17 protein-coding genes are annotated in these 18,618 nt (G+C 69.7%); 4 read left to right on the forward strand and 13 right to left on the reverse strand.

Annotated features, from left to right (window positions below; translation table 11 throughout):
• Positions 1–2: 2 nt before the first annotated feature.
• The 6 genes from pdxT to pgsA form a co-directional block, all read right to left on the reverse strand.
• Positions 3–611 (reverse strand): pyridoxal 5'-phosphate synthase glutaminase subunit PdxT, encoded by a 609-nt coding sequence (gene pdxT, locus ABNF93_RS25190; protein ID WP_349330647.1) that lies wholly within the window; start codon positions 609–611, stop codon positions 3–5.
• 23 nt (positions 612–634) lie between these two features.
• A complete protein-coding gene (gene pdxS, locus ABNF93_RS25195; protein WP_349330648.1) occupies positions 635–1,600 on the reverse strand; it encodes a pyridoxal 5'-phosphate synthase lyase subunit PdxS in 966 nt (321 codons plus the stop codon).
• A 98-nt stretch (positions 1,601–1,698) separates the two neighbouring features.
• Positions 1,699–2,229, reverse strand: coding sequence for a hypothetical protein (locus ABNF93_RS25200; RefSeq protein WP_349330649.1), 531 nt, complete (start codon positions 2,227–2,229; stop codon positions 1,699–1,701).
• Positions 2,226–3,356: a glycosyltransferase family 4 protein gene (locus ABNF93_RS25205; protein ID WP_349330650.1), complete on the reverse strand. Its 1,131-nt coding sequence runs from the start codon at positions 3,354–3,356 to the stop codon at positions 2,226–2,228. Before ABNF93_RS25205 ends, ABNF93_RS25200 begins: the two co-directional genes overlap by 4 nt.
• Positions 3,353–4,327 (reverse strand): phosphatidylinositol mannoside acyltransferase, encoded by a 975-nt coding sequence (locus ABNF93_RS25210; RefSeq protein ID WP_349330651.1) that lies wholly within the window; start codon positions 4,325–4,327, stop codon positions 3,353–3,355. The genes ABNF93_RS25205 and ABNF93_RS25210 overlap by 4 nt, the downstream gene beginning before the upstream one ends.
• A complete protein-coding gene (gene pgsA / locus ABNF93_RS25215; RefSeq protein WP_349330652.1) occupies positions 4,324–5,055 on the reverse strand; it encodes a phosphatidylinositol phosphate synthase in 732 nt (243 codons plus the stop codon). The genes ABNF93_RS25210 and pgsA overlap by 4 nt, the downstream gene beginning before the upstream one ends.
• Positions 5,056–5,450: 395 nt before the next feature.
• Here pgsA and ABNF93_RS25220 point away from each other — a divergent pair, with 395 nt between their 5' ends.
• Positions 5,451–7,619: an elongation factor G-like protein EF-G2 gene (locus tag ABNF93_RS25220; protein WP_349330654.1), complete on the forward strand. Its 2,169-nt coding sequence runs from the start codon at positions 5,451–5,453 to the stop codon at positions 7,617–7,619.
• A gap of 302 nt (positions 7,620–7,921) precedes the next feature.
• A complete protein-coding gene (locus ABNF93_RS25225; RefSeq protein ID WP_349330655.1) occupies positions 7,922–8,884 on the forward strand; it encodes an acetylxylan esterase in 963 nt (320 codons plus the stop codon).
• Positions 8,885–8,914: 30 nt separating this feature from the next.
• Here the strand turns inward: ABNF93_RS25225 and ABNF93_RS25230 are convergent, their stop codons facing one another.
• From ABNF93_RS25230 to ABNF93_RS25260, 7 genes are all read right to left on the reverse strand, one after another.
• The gene (locus ABNF93_RS25230; RefSeq protein WP_349330656.1) at positions 8,915–9,460 is read right to left on the reverse strand and encodes an HIT family protein; all 546 of its coding nucleotides are present in this window, start codon (positions 9,458–9,460) and stop codon (positions 8,915–8,917) included.
• A 63-nt stretch (positions 9,461–9,523) separates the two neighbouring features.
• On the reverse strand, positions 9,524–10,930 hold the full coding sequence (gene sthA, locus ABNF93_RS25235; protein WP_349330657.1) for a Si-specific NAD(P)(+) transhydrogenase: 1,407 nt from the start codon (positions 10,928–10,930) through the stop codon (positions 9,524–9,526).
• 138 nt (positions 10,931–11,068) lie between these two features.
• Positions 11,069–12,010 (reverse strand): carbohydrate kinase family protein, encoded by a 942-nt coding sequence (locus tag ABNF93_RS25240; RefSeq protein ID WP_349330658.1) that lies wholly within the window; start codon positions 12,008–12,010, stop codon positions 11,069–11,071.
• Positions 12,007–12,549 carry a GNAT family N-acetyltransferase gene (locus ABNF93_RS25245; protein ID WP_349330659.1) on the reverse strand — a complete coding sequence of 181 codons (543 nt, stop codon included), beginning with the start codon at positions 12,547–12,549 and terminating at the stop codon, positions 12,007–12,009. Before ABNF93_RS25245 ends, ABNF93_RS25240 begins: the two co-directional genes overlap by 4 nt.
• A gap of 11 nt (positions 12,550–12,560) precedes the next feature.
• A complete protein-coding gene (gene thrS, locus ABNF93_RS25250; protein ID WP_349330660.1) occupies positions 12,561–14,528 on the reverse strand; it encodes a threonine--tRNA ligase in 1,968 nt (655 codons plus the stop codon).
• A 102-nt stretch (positions 14,529–14,630) separates the two neighbouring features.
• Positions 14,631–15,614: a tetratricopeptide repeat protein gene (locus ABNF93_RS25255; protein ID WP_349330661.1), complete on the reverse strand. Its 984-nt coding sequence runs from the start codon at positions 15,612–15,614 to the stop codon at positions 14,631–14,633.
• A 10-nt stretch (positions 15,615–15,624) separates the two neighbouring features.
• On the reverse strand, positions 15,625–17,178 hold the full coding sequence (locus ABNF93_RS25260; protein WP_349330662.1) for an Hsp70 family protein: 1,554 nt from the start codon (positions 17,176–17,178) through the stop codon (positions 15,625–15,627).
• 237 nt (positions 17,179–17,415) lie between these two features.
• Here ABNF93_RS25260 and ABNF93_RS25265 point away from each other — a divergent pair, with 237 nt between their 5' ends.
• Positions 17,416–17,901, forward strand: coding sequence for a hypothetical protein (locus ABNF93_RS25265; RefSeq protein WP_349330663.1), 486 nt, complete (start codon positions 17,416–17,418; stop codon positions 17,899–17,901).
• Positions 17,902–18,065: 164 nt separating this feature from the next.
• Positions 18,066–18,578: a beta-class carbonic anhydrase gene (locus ABNF93_RS25270; RefSeq protein WP_349330664.1), complete on the forward strand. Its 513-nt coding sequence runs from the start codon at positions 18,066–18,068 to the stop codon at positions 18,576–18,578.
• Positions 18,579–18,618: the final 40 nt, after the last annotated feature.

Here is an 18,618-nt window from a genome sequence, read left to right on the forward strand (position 1 = left end):
CTTCACGCCGAAGACGCGGTGGTCAGCTCGACAAAGTATCGGTGGACGCGGTCGTCGCCGGTCAGCTCCGGATGGAAGGCCGTCGCGAGCAGGTGACCCTGGCGGACCGCGACGATCCTACCCAGGGCGGGGCCGGAGGCGACCCGGGCGAGTACCTGACAGCCCGGGCCGACGCTCTCGACCCAGGGCGCGCGGATGAACACCGCATGGAACGCACCGTCCAGATCTGCGAACTCCACGTCCGCCTCGAACGAGTCGACCTGCCGGCCGAAGGCGTTCCTTCGGACGGTCATGTCGATCCCGCCGACGGTCTCCTGGCCGGGCGCGCCGTCGCGGATCCGGTCGGCGAGCATGATCATGCCCGCGCAGGTGCCGAAGACCGGCATGCCCGCAGCGATCCGTTTGCGCAGCGGCTCCAGCAGCTCGAACGTCGCCGCCAGCTTGATCATCGTGGTCGACTCGCCGCCCGGGATGACGAGCCCGTCCACGGCCAGGAGCTCCTGGGGACGGCGTACGTCAACGGTCTCCGCGCCGTGCGCCGAGAGGATCCGATGGTGCTCGCGGACATCGCCCTGGAGGGCGAAGACGCCGATGACCGGTGTGCTGACCACTCGTCAACCCTACGGGCCGGCGGTCACCAACCCCGGGTGGCGAGCCGGGCGCTCTCCGGTAGCTCGGCGACGTTGATGCCCACCATCGCCTCGCCGAGGCCCCGGGACACCTTGGCGATCACGTCGGGGTCGTCGTAGAAGGTCGTCGCCTGCACGATGGCCGCGGCCCGCTTGGCCGGGTCACCGGACTTGAAGATTCCGGAGCCGACGAAGACACCCTCGGCGCCGAGCTGGCGCATCATCGCCGCGTCGGCCGGCGTGGCGATCCCGCCCGCGGTGAAGAGGACGACCGGCAGCTTGCCGAGGCCAGCTACCTCCTTGACCAGTTCGTACGGTGCCCGCAGATCCTTCGCCGCGGCGAAGAGCTCCTCCTCGCCGAGGGTCGTGAGCCGGCGGATCTCGCTGCGGATCTGGCGCATGTGCCGGGTGGCCTCGACCACGTTGCCGGTGCCGGCCTCCCCCTTGGAGCGGATCATCGCCGCGCCTTCGGACAGCCGCCGCAACGCCTCCCCCAGGTTGGTCGCGCCGCACACGAACGGCACGGTGAACGCCCACTTGTCGATGTGGTGCGTCTCGTCGGCCGGAGTGAGCACCTCGGACTCGTCGATGTAGTCGACGCCGATCGCCTGCAGCAGCTGGGCCTCGACGAAATGCCCGATCCGTGCCTTGGCCATGACCGGGATGGAGACGGCACTCACGATTCCGTCGATCATGTCCGGGTCACTCATCCGCGCGACGCCGCCCTGTGCGCGGATGTCGGCGGGTACGCGCTCCAACGCCATCACCGCCACAGCACCGGCGTCCTCGGCGATCTTTGCCTGCTCGGGGGTGACGACGTCCATGATCACGCCGCCTTTGAGCATCTCCGCCATGCCACGCTTGACCCGGGCCGTCCCGGTGACCGGACCGTGGCCGTTGCCGGCGGGTGCGCCGGGACCTGTGGCGGCACTGGTCGTCGGGGTGGGCGGGGGGAACTGGGATTCGGTCACGGTCTACCTCGAAGCTGGAAAGCGGTACGAACGGCACCCCCATCGTAGAGCCCCGACTGGCACTATGTTCCATAGCCAGTTCGAGCCGAGTGGCTTCCTCAGACCGGGAGGCCGGCGGGGGCGGTCGTGTCCAACTCGACGGTTTCGGGCATGGCCGCCCGCCCGGCGAGCCGGAACCATCGGACCCGCCAGCGGCGGCGGAGCGCCCGAGTGGTCGCCACGGTGTCGTTGTGGAATCGGCGGGCCATATCCACCCGCCGGCACGCCGCGCCCAGCTCCGCCAGCAACTCCCCCGCGCCGGGCTGTCCGGCGAGCTCGCGGGTGCCCTCGGACTCCGGGAACGCCGCGACGAGCGCTTTGGAAAGGTCCGACTCCCGCGCCTCACGGTCCTCCTCCCCGCTCGCGCGGGCGCGGTGCGCGGCGTCGGCCACCAGCAGCGAGGTCGCCGGATCGAGCATCCCCGAGGTGGCGACCTCAAGCGCGACTGCCGAACGGCGGAACAGCTGCGCCTCCAGGGCCGCCCGGGCGGCGTCGAGCCGGGTGTGCAGCCGGTCGACGCGGCCAGCGGTCCAGGAGAGGTAGACCCCGATGACCGCGACGACGATGACGGCGACGTACGGCCAGTTCATCGCGCCTCGCTCACGCCGGCAGGACCCTCCGCGACCATTTCGTACACGGCGAGGATCTCCTTCGCGACACTGCTCCAGTCATAGCGGCGGACCGCGAGCCGGGCGGCGGCCCGCAGCCGGTCCCGCTCGGCCGCGTCGCCCAGCAGCGTGAGGGCCTCCCTCGCGAGGGCAGGCGCATCACCCACGTCGAAGAGCCGGCCCAGTTCCCCGCCCTCGACCACCAGGCGGAACGCGTCGAGATCGCTGGCGAGCACGGGTGCGCCCGCGGCCATGGCCTCCACCAGGACGATGCCGAACGACTCGCCGCCGGTCTGCGGCGCTACGTAGACGTCGGAGCTGGCGAACATCTCCGCCTTCTCAGGGTCGTCGACCATGCCGAGGAACGTCACCGCGTCGCGGCACTCGGGCGGGAGCGTCCCCCGAGCTTCATCGACATCACCGCGGCCGGCGACGAGCAACCGCACGCCCGGTCGTTCGCGCCAGATTGCCGGGAACGCCCGGAGCAGGACGGCAAGTCCCTTACGGGGTTCGTCCAGCCGGCCCAGGAACGACAACGTGCCGTCGCCGCCTGCCCGCCAGGACGCGCGCGGCCGGGCAGCGGCGAACCGCTCGACGAACAACCCGTTCGGGATCACCACAGGCTCTCCACCGAGGTGCTGGACGAGGGTGGCCCTTGCCGGCTCGCTCACCGCGATCCGCGCGCTGATCTTCTCCAGGGCCGGACGCAGGATCGACGAGGCGGCACTCATGACCCGCGACCGGGGCATCGCCGTGTGGAACGTCCCGACGATCGGGCCGGTCGCCGCCCACAGGGCGAGCAGCGACAGTGACGGCGTGGCCGGCTCGTGGATGTGGAGAACGTCGAACTCGCCGTCGCGGATCCAGCGCCTGACCCGTGCCGCCGAGAGCGGCCCGAACGCCAGCCGGGCCACCGAGCCGTTGTAGGGCACGGGCACGGCCCGCCCGGCCGGTACGACGTAGGCCGGGACAGGCGTGTCGTCGTCGGCCGGAGCGAGCACCGACACCTGGTGCCCCATCTCGATGAGCACCTCGGCGAGGTCGCGCACATGGTTCTGGACCCCGCCGGGGACGTCGAGGGAGTAGGGGCAGACGATCCCGACCCTCACCTCGCTACCCGGTCCCCCGCGAGCGCGGCTTGGTGGTCGCGGGTGAGGTCGGCGATCCAGAGCCGCTGCAGCATGTGCCAGTCCTCCGGATGCTCGGCGATGCCGGCCGCGAACGTGTCGGCGATCTGCTGGGTGAGCGTACGGATCGCCTGCCGGGACGCGGCCGGCTTCTCCAGTGCGTCGTGGAAGTGGATGTGCATCCGAGGTCCGTCGTACCACAGGGTCACCGGGATGAGGACGGCACCGGTACGCACGGCGAGGGCGGCAGGTCCGGCGGGCATCCTGGTCTGCTCCCCGAAAAAGCTCACCTCGACACCTCGCGTGGACAGGTCCCGGTCAGCGACCAGGACCACGAGGCCGCCGTCCCGCAGGCGTTCGGTGAGCCCCTGCATGGGGTCGGGACCGCCCGTCGCGGGGAGCACCTCGATGCCGAGCGCCGCCCGGTAGGCGACGAACCGGTCGAACAACCGCTCGGGGCGTACCCGTTCGGCGACTGTCGTCATCCGCGTTCCATGCGTACTCGCCCAGGCCCCGGCGAAGTCCCAGTTGCCCATGTGCGGCAGGGCGGCCACGACGCCCCGGCCGCTGTGGACGGCGGTCCAGAATGCCTCGCCTCCGTGCGTGACGACCGACTGGCGGATGTCGTCGGGACGCATGTCGGGCAGCCGGAACGCCTCACACCAGTACCGGAAGTACGACCGCATGCCGGCGCGGGTCAGCGCCCGCAACTCCGCCTCACCCGCGTCGGGCCGGACGCGGGCGAGGTTGCGCTGGAGCTGGCGTACGCCCCGGGTACGCCGCAGCCAGGCCAGGTCGGCCAGGAGCCGCAGCAGCCCGAAGGCCGCCGGCCCGGGCAGGCGGCGCAACACGGCCCAACCGACGGAGTAGGCGGAGCTGACGACGTGGTCGGTGAGGCGGACCAATCCGCCGCGTCCCCTGGTGTGATCCGCTGCCCGCCCGGCCACCCTCACCGGCTCTCCCGCTCAGACGGCTCCGACGGCCCTATGGACGGACCCGCGGACGGACCAGGGGGTGGTCCGCAGGAGGGTTCGGCCGCTGCCGGTCCACCCGACTCGGGGGGCGGGCCGGCGGCAGCCTCGTCCGCCCGAACCTGCCGGCGTACGGCGACGACCCGCTGGATCACGGTCACCGTGCTCGCCACCGCGAGGACGCCCAGCACCAGGGGCAGCACCAGCGGGACGCCCAGACCGGACAGCCCGGTCGCCACCAGGACCGCGACCAGCCGGTCCGCCCGCTCGGCGATGCCGACGTCGGCCCTGAGCCCCAGGCTCTCGGCCCGGGCCTTGGCGTAGGACGTCACGCTGCCCATCACCAGGTCGTACAACGCCAGGCAGGCGAACACGTAGCTCTCTCCGCCGCCGGCGTACCAGAGGGCGAGCCCGCCGAAGACCGCGGCGTCGCCCACCCGGTCGAGAGTGGAGTCGAGGAAGGCGCCCCACTTCGACGAGCGGTTGGACATCCGCGCCATCAGGCCGTCGACCATGTCGGAGAACACGAACGCCGTGACGACGATCGTCCCCCAGAAGAGCTCACCCCGCGGGTAGAAGCCCAGGGCGCCCACACACACACCGAGGGTGCCGACAAGGGTGACGATGTCGGGCCCGATTCCTACTCGGAGGAAAAGGCGCGCCACGGGCGTCAGCAGTCGTATCCAGAACTGGTGGAACCGTCGCAACATGAGGTGATCGCCGCTCTTCGGGGCTCGGCTCGTCGCGGCGATGCTACTGGAGCACCAGGACGGCACCGGACGGATGGTCATCCCTCCGGCGTGCCGCAGGTCCCAGGGTGAACAGGCCGGGCAGCCAACCCAGTCGCGAATCTGGTCGTTCGGGATCCCGGCACGAGACGTTCATCCGGCGGGCCAGTTCCGTCAACACGCGCGAAGTACTTGTGCCGCGGTCAGGCCTGGGTGAATGGTGGATAGTCAGATGTCAGGGCGCCGCCCGCTCGAACCACCTGCAGTGAGGTGGCCTTCGGTGGCGTAGCGCCGCCGAGGTCAGAAGTCAACACCCTCGGCGGCCGACTGTCCGGGCGCGTCCGGCTTTCGCTTGCGCGCGCAAGGAGGCGACGCCCATGGCTGAAAAGCACCTGACCCCCGGTGGAGCGGCCGTCACGGCACCCACGGCCGACCGGCCCGATGTCGTCCGCAACATCGCCCTGGTCGGCCCATCCGGATCCGGAAAGACCACGCTCGTGGAGGCGTTGCTCGCCACGACCGGCACGATCGCCCGGGCGGGACGCGTGGAGGACGGCGCGACGGTCAGCGACTTCGACGAAGTCGAGCACCGCCAGCAGCGCTCCATCGGCTTGTCGCTCTCCCCTCTGACGCACGGGGGAATCAAGGTCAACCTGCTCGATACGCCTGGTTATGCCGATTTCGTGGGAGAGCTCCGCGCCGGTCTACGCGCCGCGGACTGCGCCCTCTTCGTCATCGCCGCCAGTGAGGGGATCGACGGCGCCACCCAGGCGCTCTGGCACGAGTGTGCCGCGGTCGGCATGCCTCGCGCCGTCGTGTTCACCAAGCTGGACCATCCCCGAGCCGACTACGCCGGCGTACTGAGCCAGGCACAGGCCGCGTTCGGGGAGAAGGTCCTGCCCCTCTACCTCCCCGTCGACGGCCAGGGTGAGATCAGCGGCCTGATCGGACTGCTGTCGGAGAAGCTCTTCGACTACTCCTCGGGAAGCAGGGCCGAAGGCCAGCCGAGTGAGACCTACGCCGACGAGGCCGAGGAGGCCCGCGGCACCCTGATCGAGGGGATCATCGAGGAGTCCGAGGACGAGAGCCTCATGGACCGCTACCTCGGCGGGGAGGAGATCGACGGCAAGCTGTTGGTCGACGACCTGGAGAAGGCCGTGGCCCACGCGTCGTTCTTCCCGGTCGTTCCCGTGTGTTCCTCCACCGGTGTCGGCACCGCCGAACTGCTCGAGGTGATGACGAGCGCCTTCCCGTCGCCGATGGAACACCCGCTCCCCGAGGTCTACACCCCGCAGGGCAAGGCAGTCGACAAGCTCACCTGCAATCCCGACGGTCCGCTGCTCGCCGAGGTGGTCAAGACCTTCTCCGATCCGTACGTCGGCCGGATCAGCCTGGTCCGGGTCTTCTCCGGAACGATCCGGCCCGACGACACGCTGCACGTGTCCGGCCACCTCTCGGCGTTCGTCGACGACGCCCGCGGGCACGAGGACCACGACGCCGACGAGAAGGTCGGCACCCTCTCCTCCCCGCTGGGGAAGACCCAGCGGACCCTGAACCGCTGCGTGGCAGGAGACATCTGCGCCATCGGGAAGCTGACCAGGGCCGAGACCGGCGACACGCTCTCGTCCAAGGACCAGCCGCTGCTGATGAAGCCCTGGACCATGCCCGAGCCGCTGCTCCCGATCGCCGTCACCGCGCACGCCAAGGCCGACGAGGACAAGCTGTCACTCGGGCTCTCCCGGCTCGCTGCGGAGGACCCGACGCTGCGGATCGAGCACAACGCCGAGACCCACCAGTTGGTCCTGTGGTGCATGGGCGAAGCCCACGCCGACGTCGCGCTCGACCGCCTGGCCAACCGCTACTCCGTCCAGGTCGACCAGGTACCGCTGCGGGTCCCCCTGCGGGAGACGTTCGGCAGGAAGGCGACCGGCAAGGGGCGGCACGTCAAACAGAGCGGCGGGCACGGCCAGTACGCCGTGTGCGACGTCGAGGTCGAGCCGCTGCCGGAGGGGTCCGGATTCGAGTTCGTCGACAAGGTGGTCGGCGGTGCCGTACCGCGGCAGTTCATCCCGAGTGTGGAGAAAGGGCTCCGCGCGCAGATGGAACGCGGCGTCGCGGCGGGCTACCCGGTCGTCGACATCCGCGTGACGTTGTACGACGGCAAGGCACACAGCGTCGACTCCTCCGACATGGCGTTCCAGACGGCGGGTTCGCTGGCGCTGCGCGAGGCGGCGAAGAACGGCACCGTGAACCTGCTCGAACCCGTCGACCTGCTGTCGGTACTGGTCTCCGACGACTATGTGGGCACGGTGATGGGTGACCTGTCCAGCAGGCGTGGGCGCGTGCTCGGCACCGAGCCGGTGGGCCAGGGCCGCACGCTGGTCAAGGCCGAGGTCCCCCAGGTCGAGATCACGAAGTACGCCAACGACCTGCGCTCGATGTCCCACGGCACTGGGACGTTCACCCGGAAGTTCGTCCACTACGAGCCCATGCCGGCAAACGTCGCCCAGCGACTCAGGGACGCTCAGGCCGGCGACGACGGCTGAGGCGGTCGGCCCGGCCGCCGCTCTCTTGACGGTCGGACACAGTCCTGGATCCGCGGCGGGGCGGTCGTTCCTGGCCGCCCCGTCCCAGTCGTCGGGTCGAAGCCACAACGGCACCCGGCTACGGCTTCTCGGGCTCCAGGTCCTCCTTTCGACGCCTGCCTTCGCAGGCAGCTGCGTACACCCCGCGATGTGGCCGGGTGAGGAAGCCTCGGCGACCCGGACCCGTGGCGCTGGCTACGCTCCTGAACGCCGGTCCGTCCGCCAGCTGCAACCGTACGAATCCACCAGGGAGGATCCGCCGCATGCCACTGACCTTCGATATGCCGCGCGAGAAGCTCGCGACCTACCAGGGCACCAACCCTCGTCCCGCCGACTTCGACGCGTACTGGGATGCCTCCCTCGCCGAGCTGGACGCGATCGATCCCAAGGCGGAGCTCGAGCCCGCCGCCTTCCAGGCACCGTTCGCCGAGTGCTTCCACCTGTGGTTCCGCGGCACCGGCGGCGCCCGCGTCCACGCCAAGCTCCTCCGGCCCAAGAACGCCGCTCCACTTCACCCGGCGGTCGTGCACTTCCACGGATACTCGGGCCGCTCTCCGGACTGGTCGGACCTGTTGAGTTGGGTCGGTCTGGGCTTCACCGTCGCGGCACTGGACTGCCGGGGCCAGGGCGGGCTCTCCGAGGACCTCGGCGGCGTCACCGGCTGGACCCTGCGGGGCCACATCGTCCGGGGCCTCGACGACGACCCGAGCAAGCTCTACTACCGCCACGTCTACCTCGACACGGCTCTCCTCGCCCGCGTGGTCATGGACATGGAGGACGTCGACGAGGCGCGGGTCGGCGCTACGGGCGGAAGCCAGGGCGGCGGCCTCACCCTCGCCTGCGCGTCACTGGAGCCGCGGATCGCCAAGGCGGCTCCGGTCTATCCGTTCCTCAGTGACTACCAGCGGGTGTGGGAGCTCGACCTGGCCAAGGACGCCTACGCCGAGATCTATGAATGGTTCCGGCGCTTCGACCCGCTGCACGAGCGGGAGAAGGAGGTCTTCACCAACCTCGGCTACATCGACGTCCAACACCTGTCCTCACGGGTGCGCGCCGAGGTGCTGATGGGTGTGGGGCTCGGCGACACGGTGTGCCCGCCGTCGACCCAGTTCGCCGCGTACAACAAGATCACGAGTACGAAGGAACTGCGGATCTACCCCGACTACAAGCACGAAGGGCTGCCTGGGCACGGCGACACGATCTTCACGTTCCTGTCCCAGCTCTAGAGCAGCGGCCGCTTCTGAACGGACGTCCGGTCAGGGGGCCGGCCAGGCGCCGGCGACCAGCTCGCGGGTGTCCCGGAGGAGCTGCGGGAGGACCTTGGTCCGGCCCACGACCGGCATGAAGTTCGTGTCGCCGCCCCAGCGGGGCACCACGTGCTGGTGCAGGTGGGCCGCGATGCCGGCGCCGGCAACCGGGCCCTGGTTGATCCCGATGTTGAAACCTCCCGCGTGGGAGGCGGTACGCAGCGCCGTCATCGCCTGCCCGGTCAGCTCCCCCAACTCGAGCGTCTCCTCGCGCGTGAGGTCGGTGTAGTCGGCGACGTGGCGGTAGGGGCAGATCATCAGGTGGCCCGGGTTGTACGGATACAGGTTGAGGACGGCGTAGGTCACCGCACCTCGACGCACGACGAGGCCCTCCGCGTCGTCGTGCTCCGGGATCTCGCAGAACGGGCACCCGTCGCCGGCTCCTGCTCCGCGCGGCTTGTTCTCGCCCAGGATGTAGGCCATCCGGTGCGGGGTCCACAGCCGTCCGAACGCGTCCGGCGTACCCACGCCCTCCTGGCGTTCCGGCTCCTCCACCCACCCGATCCTACGGAAGGTGGGAGGTCGCGCGGCCAGGGCAGGCTCCTGACTGCGGCGGGCTCAGTCGAGGAAGCGTTCGACGGCGCGCATCTTGTTCATCGCGTCCAGCGCGGCGACCTTGTAGGACTCCGCGAGTGTCGGGTAGTTGAAGACCGTGTCGACGAGATAGTCGATCGTGCCCCCGCAGCCCATCACGGTCTGGCCGATGTGGACGAGCTCGGTCGCTCCGGTGCCGAAGACGTGGACGCCGAGGAGTGTGCGGTCCTCGGCGTGGACGAGGAGCTTCAACATGCCGTACGAATCACCGAGGATCGCGCCGCGGGCGAGCTCGCGGTAACGGGAGATGCCGACCTCGAACGGCACGTTGTCCTGGGTGAGCTCGTCCTCGGTCCTGCCGACGTAGCTGATCTCGGGGATGGCGTAGATGCCGATCGGCTGCAACTCGCCGAGCCGGCCGATCACGGGTTCGTCGAACGCATGGTAGGCGGCGCGCCGGCCCTGCTCCATCGAGGTCGCCGCCAACGCCGGGAAGCCGATGACGTCACCGACCGCGTAGACGTGTGACACCTGGGTACGGAAGTGCTCGTCCACCTTGATCCGGCCGCGATCGTCGGCTTCGAGGCCGGCGCAGGCGAGGTCGAGGGGATCGGTGACGCCCTGCCTGCCCGCGGAGTACATCACCATGTCGGCAGGGATCCGCTTGCCGCTCTCCAGCACCGTGAGGGTGGTGGAGTCGTGCCGCTCCACCCTGTCGACCGTCTCGCGGAACCGGAACGTCACCGCGAGATCACGCAGCTGGTACTTGAGCGCTTCCACGATCTCCAGGTCGCAGAAGTCCAGCATGCGTTCCCGGCGTTCGACGACGGTGACCTTGGTGCCGAGTGCGGCGAACATCGATGCGTACTCGATCCCGATCACCCCGGCACCGACGACCACCATCGACGACGGGATGCGGTCCATCTGCAGGATCTGGTCGGAGTCGACGATCGTGCGCCCGTCGAACGCCACCGACTCCGGTCGGGCCGGCCTCGTGCCGACCGCCAGGACGATGCGTCCGGCGGTGACCGTACGCATGCTCCCGTCGGCCGCCGTGACGGCGACCGTGTGCCGGTCGACGAACCGGGCCTCTCCCAGCAGCATCTCGACGCGGTTGCGGGCCAGCTGGGCCCGGATCACGTCGATCTCCCGGCCGATCACGTGCTGGGTGCGCGCGGACAGGTCGCCGACCGTGATGTCGTTCTTGAGCCGGTACGACGCGCCGTACATCTCCCGCTGGTTGAGGCCGGTGAGGTAGAGGATCGCCTCGCGGAGCGTCTTCGACGGAATCGTGCCGGTGTTGATGCAGACCCCGCCCACCATGTGCCGCTTCTCGATGACCGCCGTGCGCTTACCGAGTTTGGCGCCGGCGATGGCGGCCTTCTGCCCACCCGGACCGGACCCGATGACGAGAAGGTCGTAGTCGTCCATGCCGCTCCTTCGACTGGGGCTACCGCATTGCGCAGACATCGACAGGCTCCCTCGTCGACGCCACTGGCCGTCCCATCCTGCCTACCGCAGCGTGCTGGCGTCGATCCAGAGAACGACATACACGGCGCGGCGAAAGGCTCAGGGCCCCGGTCGTCCGGTCCGACGATCGGCGGCAGAAGACCCTTCCTGCTGGGCCACCAGCGCGTCCAGCCCCGCGCGGTCGAGGAATCCGGCCGCGCCACCGGACGCACCGATCTTCCAGGACGCGAAGAGTGTCGCCCGGCGCAGGGCTGCCAGCGGTTCCATGCCGCGTCCCCAGCCGTCGACGTACGCGCTGAACAACGAGTCGCCGGCGCCGACCGTGTTGACCACGGGTCTCGTGTGCGCGGGCGGTACGTGGACGATGTCCTGGCCCGCTACGCCCAGCAGGGACCCGCTGCCGCCCATGCCGAGCACGACCACGGACGCCCGGTGTTGTGTCAAGGCAGCGTTGACGAAATCGCGCGGCGTGAGGTCGATGCGTTCCTGGGAGGCGAACAGGACGTCCGCGGCGGCCAACCAGTCCTGGTTGTACGGATCCCAGAGCCCCTTGACGGCATGGACATCCGTGGCGATCGGGATGCCGCGCTCGCGGGCCATCGCCAACATCGGTCGGGCGTAGCCGATGTTGGTGAGCACCGCGATGTCGACGCCGTCGAACAGCGCGGGAAGGAGGTCGTCCGGATAGGTCGCCTCCTGGACGTCCTTGAGGTCCACGAGGTTGCGGCGCAGGCCGTCGCGGTAGAACCGGCTGAGCGACTGCGCGGTCGCGGGAACTCCGCGGACGACGAAGGACGGGTCGAGCCCGTGGGTCGCGAACTCCTCCAGACACGCCGACCCGAGAGTGTCCCTACCGATCACCGTCGCGAAGCGCACCTCGTTTCCGAGACCGCGCAGTGCCACGGCGACATTGACACCAACACCCGACACCGTGGTCGCCAACGCATGAGCGTGGAAGCTGTCGGACACGCTCGCCTTGAGATGATCGACGTGCACAGCCGTCTCGAGGTTCGTGTGTCCCACGACGGCAATGGTGGTCACGGCATGCCGTTCTTCTGCTCGCCACCACGAGGGCGGAACGACACCGTTCCTTGGTCGAGGTTCCGGGTGTAGCGAAGCCCCGGCCGGCCGGACAGGATGGTCTCGCCCACGGACACGAACCCGGTGCGGGCCAGCACGGCTCGCGAGGCGGCGTTGTCCAGCGTGGTCCTCGCCCTGAGCGTGGTCAGGCCGTACTCCGAGGCAGCCATGGCACACACCTGATGGACGGCGCGGGTAGCCAGGCCCCGCCCGGCGGCCTTCTCGGCGATCCGGTACCCGAGTTCGGCCGAGCCTTCCGCCACGTCGACCAGGTTGACCCGACCCAGCACCTCGCCGTTGTCCACGAGGACGTGGAAGTAGAGCAGCCCGGCTGCCTGCTCACTCAGCCGCTCGCGGTGTCGTGCGTCGAACTGGGCGAAGTAGTCGTCGCCGCGGTCCGGAATCGAGGCGGCGAAGTAGTCCCGGTTCTCCCGTTCGAAGACCAGCAGAGCCCGCGCATGGTCGTGGCGAAGAAGCTGGAGTTCGGCCGAAGAGGACACTCGCTCCTCCCTCAGAGCTGGATGCGGCGTTCGACGGCGGAGGCGATCTCGGCGACAGCCTCGTCGATCGGGACGCCGTTCTTCTGCTCGCCGCCGCGGTAGCGGAACGACACCGCACCCTCCTCGATGTCGCGGTCACCGGCGAGGAGCATGTACGGCACCTTGTGGGTCTGGGCCGTCCGGATCTTCTTCTGCATCCGGTCGTCGGACCGGTCGACCTCGGCCCGGATCCCTTGCCTGGCAAGCTTTTCGGCCACCTGCGCAAGGTAGTCCTCGTGCCGCTCGGCGATCGGGATGAGCACCACCTGCACCGGCGCGAGCCACGGAGGGAAGGCACCGGCGTAGTGCTCGAGCAGGATCCCGAAGAACCGCTCCTCCGAGCCGAACAGCGCCCGGTGGATCATGTACGGCCGTTGCCGGCTGCCGTCGGCGGACTGGTACTCGATGTCGAACCGTCCAGGCAGCTGGAAGTCGACCTGCAGCGTCGACAGCTGCCACTTGCGCCCGATCGCGTCCTTGACGTGGACGTCGATCTTCGGCGCGTAGAACGCGCCCTCCCCCTCGGCGACCGTGTAGGGGATGTCGGCCCTCTTGAGCGCCTCCTCCAGCGCCGCCTCGGCGGTGTTCCACTGCTCGATCTCGCCGACGTACTTCTCCGGCCGGGTCGACAGGTCGGCCGTGAAGTCGGTGAGACCGTAGTCGCGCAGCAGACCGACGGTGAACGCCAGCAGCGAGGCCAGCTCGTCCTGCAGTTGTTCGGGCGTACAGAAGATGTGGGCGTCGTCCTGCGTGAAGCCGCGGGCCCGGGTCAGGCCGTGCACCACGCCGGACTTCTCGTAGCGGTAGACCGTGCCGAACTCGAACAGCCGCAGGGGAAGCTCGCGATACGACCGGCCGCGGGAGCGGTAGATCATCACGTGCATCGGGCAGTTCATCGGTTTGAGGTAGTAGTTCTGCCCGTCGTCCTCCATCGGGGCGTACATCCCGTCGGCGTACCACTCGAGGTGGCCCGACGTCTGGAACAGCCCTTCCTTGGCGATGTGCGGGGTGTAGACGAACTCGTAGCCGGACTCCTCGTGCCGCTTCCGGGAGTACTCCTCCATCACCCGGCGGATCGTGCCGCCCTTGGGGTGCCAGACGGCGAGCCCGGACCCGATCTCCTCGGGGAAGCTGAACAGGTCGAGCTCGACACCCAGCCGGCGGTGGTCGCGGCGCTCAGCCTCCTCGAGCATCGTCAGGTGCGCCTTGAGGGCGTCCTTGGTCTCCCAGGCGGTGCCGTAGATCCGCTGCAGCTGGGGGTTGCGCTCGTCGCCGCGCCAGTACGCCGCCGCCACCCGCATCAGCTTGAACGCCGGGATGTGCCGGGTCGTCGGCAGGTGCGGCCCGCGGCAGAGGTCCTTCCACGCCAGCTCGTCGCCGCGGAGGTTGTCATAGATCGTCAGCTCGCCGCCGCCGACCTCGACTCCCGCGCCTTCCGCGGCTCCGCCGGCCGCGCCCTTGAGCCCGATCAGTTCCAGTTTGTACGGTTCGGCGGCCAGCTCGGCGCGCGCCTCGTCATCGGAGACCGCACGACGCGAGAACCGCTGGCGCTCCTTGACGATCTGCCGCATCCGGATCTCGATGCGTTCGAGGTCGTCGGGGTGGAACGCCGCCGGGACATCGAAGTCGTAGTAGAAGCCGTTCTCGATCGGCGGTCCGATGCCCAGCTTCGCCTCGGGGAACAGCTCCTGCACCGCCTGCGCCAGCACATGGGCGGTCGAGTGCCGCAGGATCGCCCGACCGTCCTCGGACTCGATCGCAACCGGCTCCACCTCGTCACCCTCGGACAGCACCCGGGCCAGATCGCGCAACTCGCCGTTGACGCGGGCGGCGATCACCGAGCGGTCACCTTCGAACAACTCCCCGGCGGTCGTGCCCGTCGTCACCCCGCGCTCGGCACGCTCGCCGGTACGGACGACGCTGACACTGATCTCGGACACGGGAAGCTCCCTCAAACCCGGCCAAGGCCCGGCTGGCCATGGTCGACAGTGGTGTGGACGCGGACGTCGCGCCGACTCCGCCGATCGTAGCGAGCGCGGAGGTCACCGCCCGAACAGGCCGCCGGACGACCCGCCGCGACCACGCCGGCCTCCCGGCCGGTGATACCTCCAGCCAGGCTGGCGGTGGCGCAGGACATAGACCCCGAGGATCACCACCATCCAGAACACGCCCATGAGGCGCAGCTGCTCCATGCTCGGAACGAACGCGAGCAAGGTCGCGCCGGCGAACGGGACCACGTAGAACCTCAGGTGGTCGCTGCGGGTCCACACCGGTTTCCGGGCCTGGGCCAGGAGGTCTGTCAGGTCCTCGACGTACATCTTGGCCTGCCACTCCGCCAGCTCCAGCTTCCTGATCCGGCGGCGATGCGCCCTCACGAGGCGGAACTGGCGGCGAGAGTGGATCATCGGGCGCGCAGGCCGGAGTCGCTGCCGGTACCCCTGACCGGCCTCGCCGATGCCCGCGAGGGCCGCGTCGTACAACGCCGTCGCCAACGTCATCCTGACGTCCTCGTCGTCCGGATGCTCGGCGACCGCCTTCTCCAACAGCGTCAAGCCCTCCTTGACGCGCCCGGCGCCGACGTACACGGCGCCGAGGCCGGCAAGGGCACGCAGGTCGTCTGGGGCGCGCTCGCGGACGTACTCGAACTCGGCCTGTGCAAGCCGCCACCTGCCCTGGTCTGCGTAGTCCTCTCCTCGGCGCAGGTGCGCGGCCAGGTCCAGGTCCGCTTCGGTGTCGCCGCCCCGGGAACCGCTGGCGTCGCGGGTCCGGGCCTGCGGGCGTCTCGCCGCTCGCCGTTCGTCCACCCGCGCGGTGTCGTAGGCCTGGCGGGTCAACGGGTCGAGCAGGATCTTCTCGGCCGAGTCGATGTCGCGCACCCGCTGCTCGGCGTGTGCCCGGCGTTCGGGGTCGGGACTGGACTGCCGGCGTACCCAGATCCGCCGCTGAGCGGTGATCGCCGCCCGGATCTCCTCCGGCGTCGCCGCGGTGTCGACCTCGAGGAGTGCGTAGTAGTCGTCGACCGGCATGGCGCCCGGCTCAGCTGATGTCGAGGAGACGCATCCGGTCGGCCGCCTGCGCGACCTCCGCGTCCCGCATGGTCGCGACGTTGGTGACCCGGAACGTGCCGATCCGCCGACCGGACGTCTTGTCGTGGACCTCGATGAAGACCGTCTGGTCGACGTCGTACGCATAGACGACCTCGAACGGCGCCCCTACCGGATAGGCGGGGATCTCGAAGGTCTGCTCCCCGATCGCGCGAACGTATGCCGGATCGTCGTCGTCGCCCTGGGTCACCTCGACCTTGAGCCGGGTCTGGTTGGCCTCGATCGTCTCGAAGACCTGGCTCTGCCTCGCCGGGATCGTGGTGTTCGCTGGGATGATCACGACGTTCTCCACATCGTCGGCACTCCGCCCACCCCGCCGCACCGCGATGGCGCCGAGGCCCTGCGACGTGACGTCCCGCACGCGCGGCATCGCGACCGAGGACGCCAGCACCGGGAGACGGGCGGCCCGCTCGGGCAGGCTCGCCGCCGCTTCCGCCTCGACCAGGTGCGCCTGGACGGCGGCGCCCAGCACCACCACCTCGTCGGGGTTGACGGCGCGGGCCGGCTCGGGGGCACCCGCCGCGGTGAGCATGGCCGGCACCATCGGCATCCGCGTCGAGCCGCCTGCCAGCAGGACGTGGTCGACCTTCGACCAGTCGCGGCCGGCGTCTGCCAGCACCATCTCGGCGACGTCGCGGGTACGGCTGATCAGGCTGGAGGTCGCCTCCGCGAACTCCGCCCGCGTCAGCGGAACGGCCTTGGAGACGCCACCTGCGGACAGGAGGACTCGGGTCTGCTCGACGGTGGTGAGGCTGCGCTTGGCGATCTCGGCCTTCTCCCGGAGGTCCGACTCGGCTTCCGGGTCGTCGAGCAGGCTCGGCCCGCCGGCCGCGCGGAACCGTTCGTCGAGCAGCCGCATGAGCAGGTTGTCGAAGTCGAACCCGCCGAGGTTGCGGTCGCCATGCGTCGCGAGAACGTCGAACTCCGCTCCGTCGACCGACAACACGGTGACGTCGAACGTGCCGCCGCCGAGGTCGAAGACCAGAACCGTGCCCTTGATCTCGCGCTCGACACCGTAGGCCAGCGCGGCCGCGGTGGGTTCGTTCAACACCCTTCGGACGTTCAGACCCGCGATCCGCCCGGCGTCCATCGTGGCGCGGCGTGGACCGTCGTCGAAGTACGCCGGAACGGTGATGACCGCGTCTGTCACCTCACCGCCGAGGGCGAGTTCGGCATCGTCCTTGAGACGTTTGAGGATGATCGCCGAGATCTCCTCGGGCCGGTACGCACCACCGCCGGAGGTCTCGAACCGCCACGCGGGGTCGCCCATCGACCGCTTCACGAACTGCACCACATCGAGGGGTGACGTCGCGGCCGAACGCAGGGCCATCGTGCCGACGATCGGTTGCTCGTCGGAGAAGAGCACGACCGACGGGGTGAGGCGGTCGCCGTCCCGGTTGACGAGCAGCTCGGGTCGTCCCGCCTCGTTGACCCGTGCCGCCGCGGAGTACGTCGTCCCGAGGTCGATCCCGATGGTGTGACCCACGTGCGCTTTCCTCCCGCCGCCGGCACGGTCCCGCCTTCGCCGACCTTAGCGTCCCCACCGTGCGGTCGTACGCAACCGCGCGGCACCACGGCCACACCCGGGCGCCGGGCCGGCCGTCGGGCAGGAGATGCTCTCCTCCATGGACGAGACCCTGCTCGGCAGGACCGCCGCGGGTGACAGCCCGGTCCGGCCGGTGAGGCACCTGCTGGACGTCGACGCGAAGTCGACACCGTACGCGTGAGCCGCCACCGCTTCCACGGCGACCCGACCCGGTTCGAGGTGGTCGCCGGCTTCGTCGCCGACCGGTTCCCCGACGCGCGCTACGTCGCCGACGTCGCCGGCGGACAGGGCATGCTCGCGAGGATCCTCGGCAAGCGGTACGGCATCGAGTGCGAGGTCGTCGACCCGCGTGGTTGGACGCTCAAGGGTGTCCCGAGCCGGCAGGAGGAGTACGCGGCGAGCATGGCGGACTTCTACGACGTGATCGTCGGCCTGCATCCCGACGAGGCGCTGCCGGCCGTGGTCGACTCGGCACGGGTACGCCCGGTCGTCGTCGTGCCCTGCTGCAACTTCTGGACCCGCGCGCAGCGGTTGGGGCAGGCTGAGCTGCTCGCCACGATCGGTCGGCACCACCGCGGCATCGGCGGCGGCGTCGAGGAGATCCAGCTCGACTTCCGCGGGCCGAAGAACCGCGGCATGGTCCTCACACCTCCGCCCGCATGACCCCGCGCACGACTGTGCCGGCGAGTACGACTGTGCCGGCGAGTACGACTGTGCCGGCGAGTACGACTACCGGGCGCACCGCTACGACTCCGACCCGGTGGTCTTCGCCAGACTCACCGCAGTTCGCAACGTCGGTGTTACGACAGCGCGCTAGCGTGCTATTCGTGGCCGACATCCCAGCTCAGGCGGCGTTCGACGATCTGATCGCCGCAAACCGGACGTACGCCCAGACGTTCGAACTCGCCGGCTTCGACGGCGTGGCGAGGGCAGGCGTCGCCATGGTGACCTGCATGGATTCGCGGATCGATCCGCTCGGAATGATCGGGCTCTCCCCAGGTGACGCCAAGATCCTGCGCAATCCCGGTGGTCGCGTCACCGACCGGGCCCTGGTGGCGCTCGTTCTCGGCGTCAACCTGCTGGGTGTCGACCGGATCCTGGTCGTCCAGCACACGCGCTGCGCGATGGCCTCGGCGAGCGAACCCGAACTCCACCGGCGACTCTCCGCCGCCACCGGTGAGGACACATCGTGGTTGACCATCGGAGTCACCATCGACCAGGTGGCGAGCATCAAGGAAGAGGTCGCCAAGGTGCAGGCACATCCGCTCATCGCCTCGTCCGTCGCGGTCGGAGGATTCCTCTACGACGTCGACACCGGACTGCTCGACCAGGTCATCTGACCGGCTGCTCGACCTGGTCACCTGGACCGGCGCGGCCTGG

Origin of the sequence: Actinopolymorpha sp. B9G3, assembly GCF_040120725.1 — a bacterium.
In the GTDB taxonomy this organism is placed as follows: domain Bacteria; phylum Actinomycetota; class Actinomycetes; order Propionibacteriales; family Actinopolymorphaceae; genus Thermasporomyces.

Excerpts from the sequence above, each read along its gene's own strand:
- ABNF93_RS25200 (WP_349330649.1), bottom strand. The coding sequence starts at position 2,229 with ATGAACTGGCCGTACGTCGCCGTCATCGTCGTCGCGGTCATCGGGGTC.
- pgsA (WP_349330652.1), bottom strand. The coding sequence starts at position 5,055 with ATGTTGCGACGGTTCCACCAGTTCTGGATACGACTGCTGACGCCCGTG.
- ABNF93_RS25220 (WP_349330654.1), top strand. The coding sequence starts at position 5,451 with ATGGCTGAAAAGCACCTGACCCCCGGTGGAGCGGCCGTCACGGCACCC.
- ABNF93_RS25225 (WP_349330655.1), top strand. The coding sequence starts at position 7,922 with ATGCCACTGACCTTCGATATGCCGCGCGAGAAGCTCGCGACCTACCAG.
- sthA (WP_349330657.1), bottom strand. The coding sequence starts at position 10,930 with ATGGACGACTACGACCTTCTCGTCATCGGGTCCGGTCCGGGTGGGCAG.
- ABNF93_RS25255 (WP_349330661.1), bottom strand. The coding sequence starts at position 15,614 with ATGCCGGTCGACGACTACTACGCACTCCTCGAGGTCGACACCGCGGCG.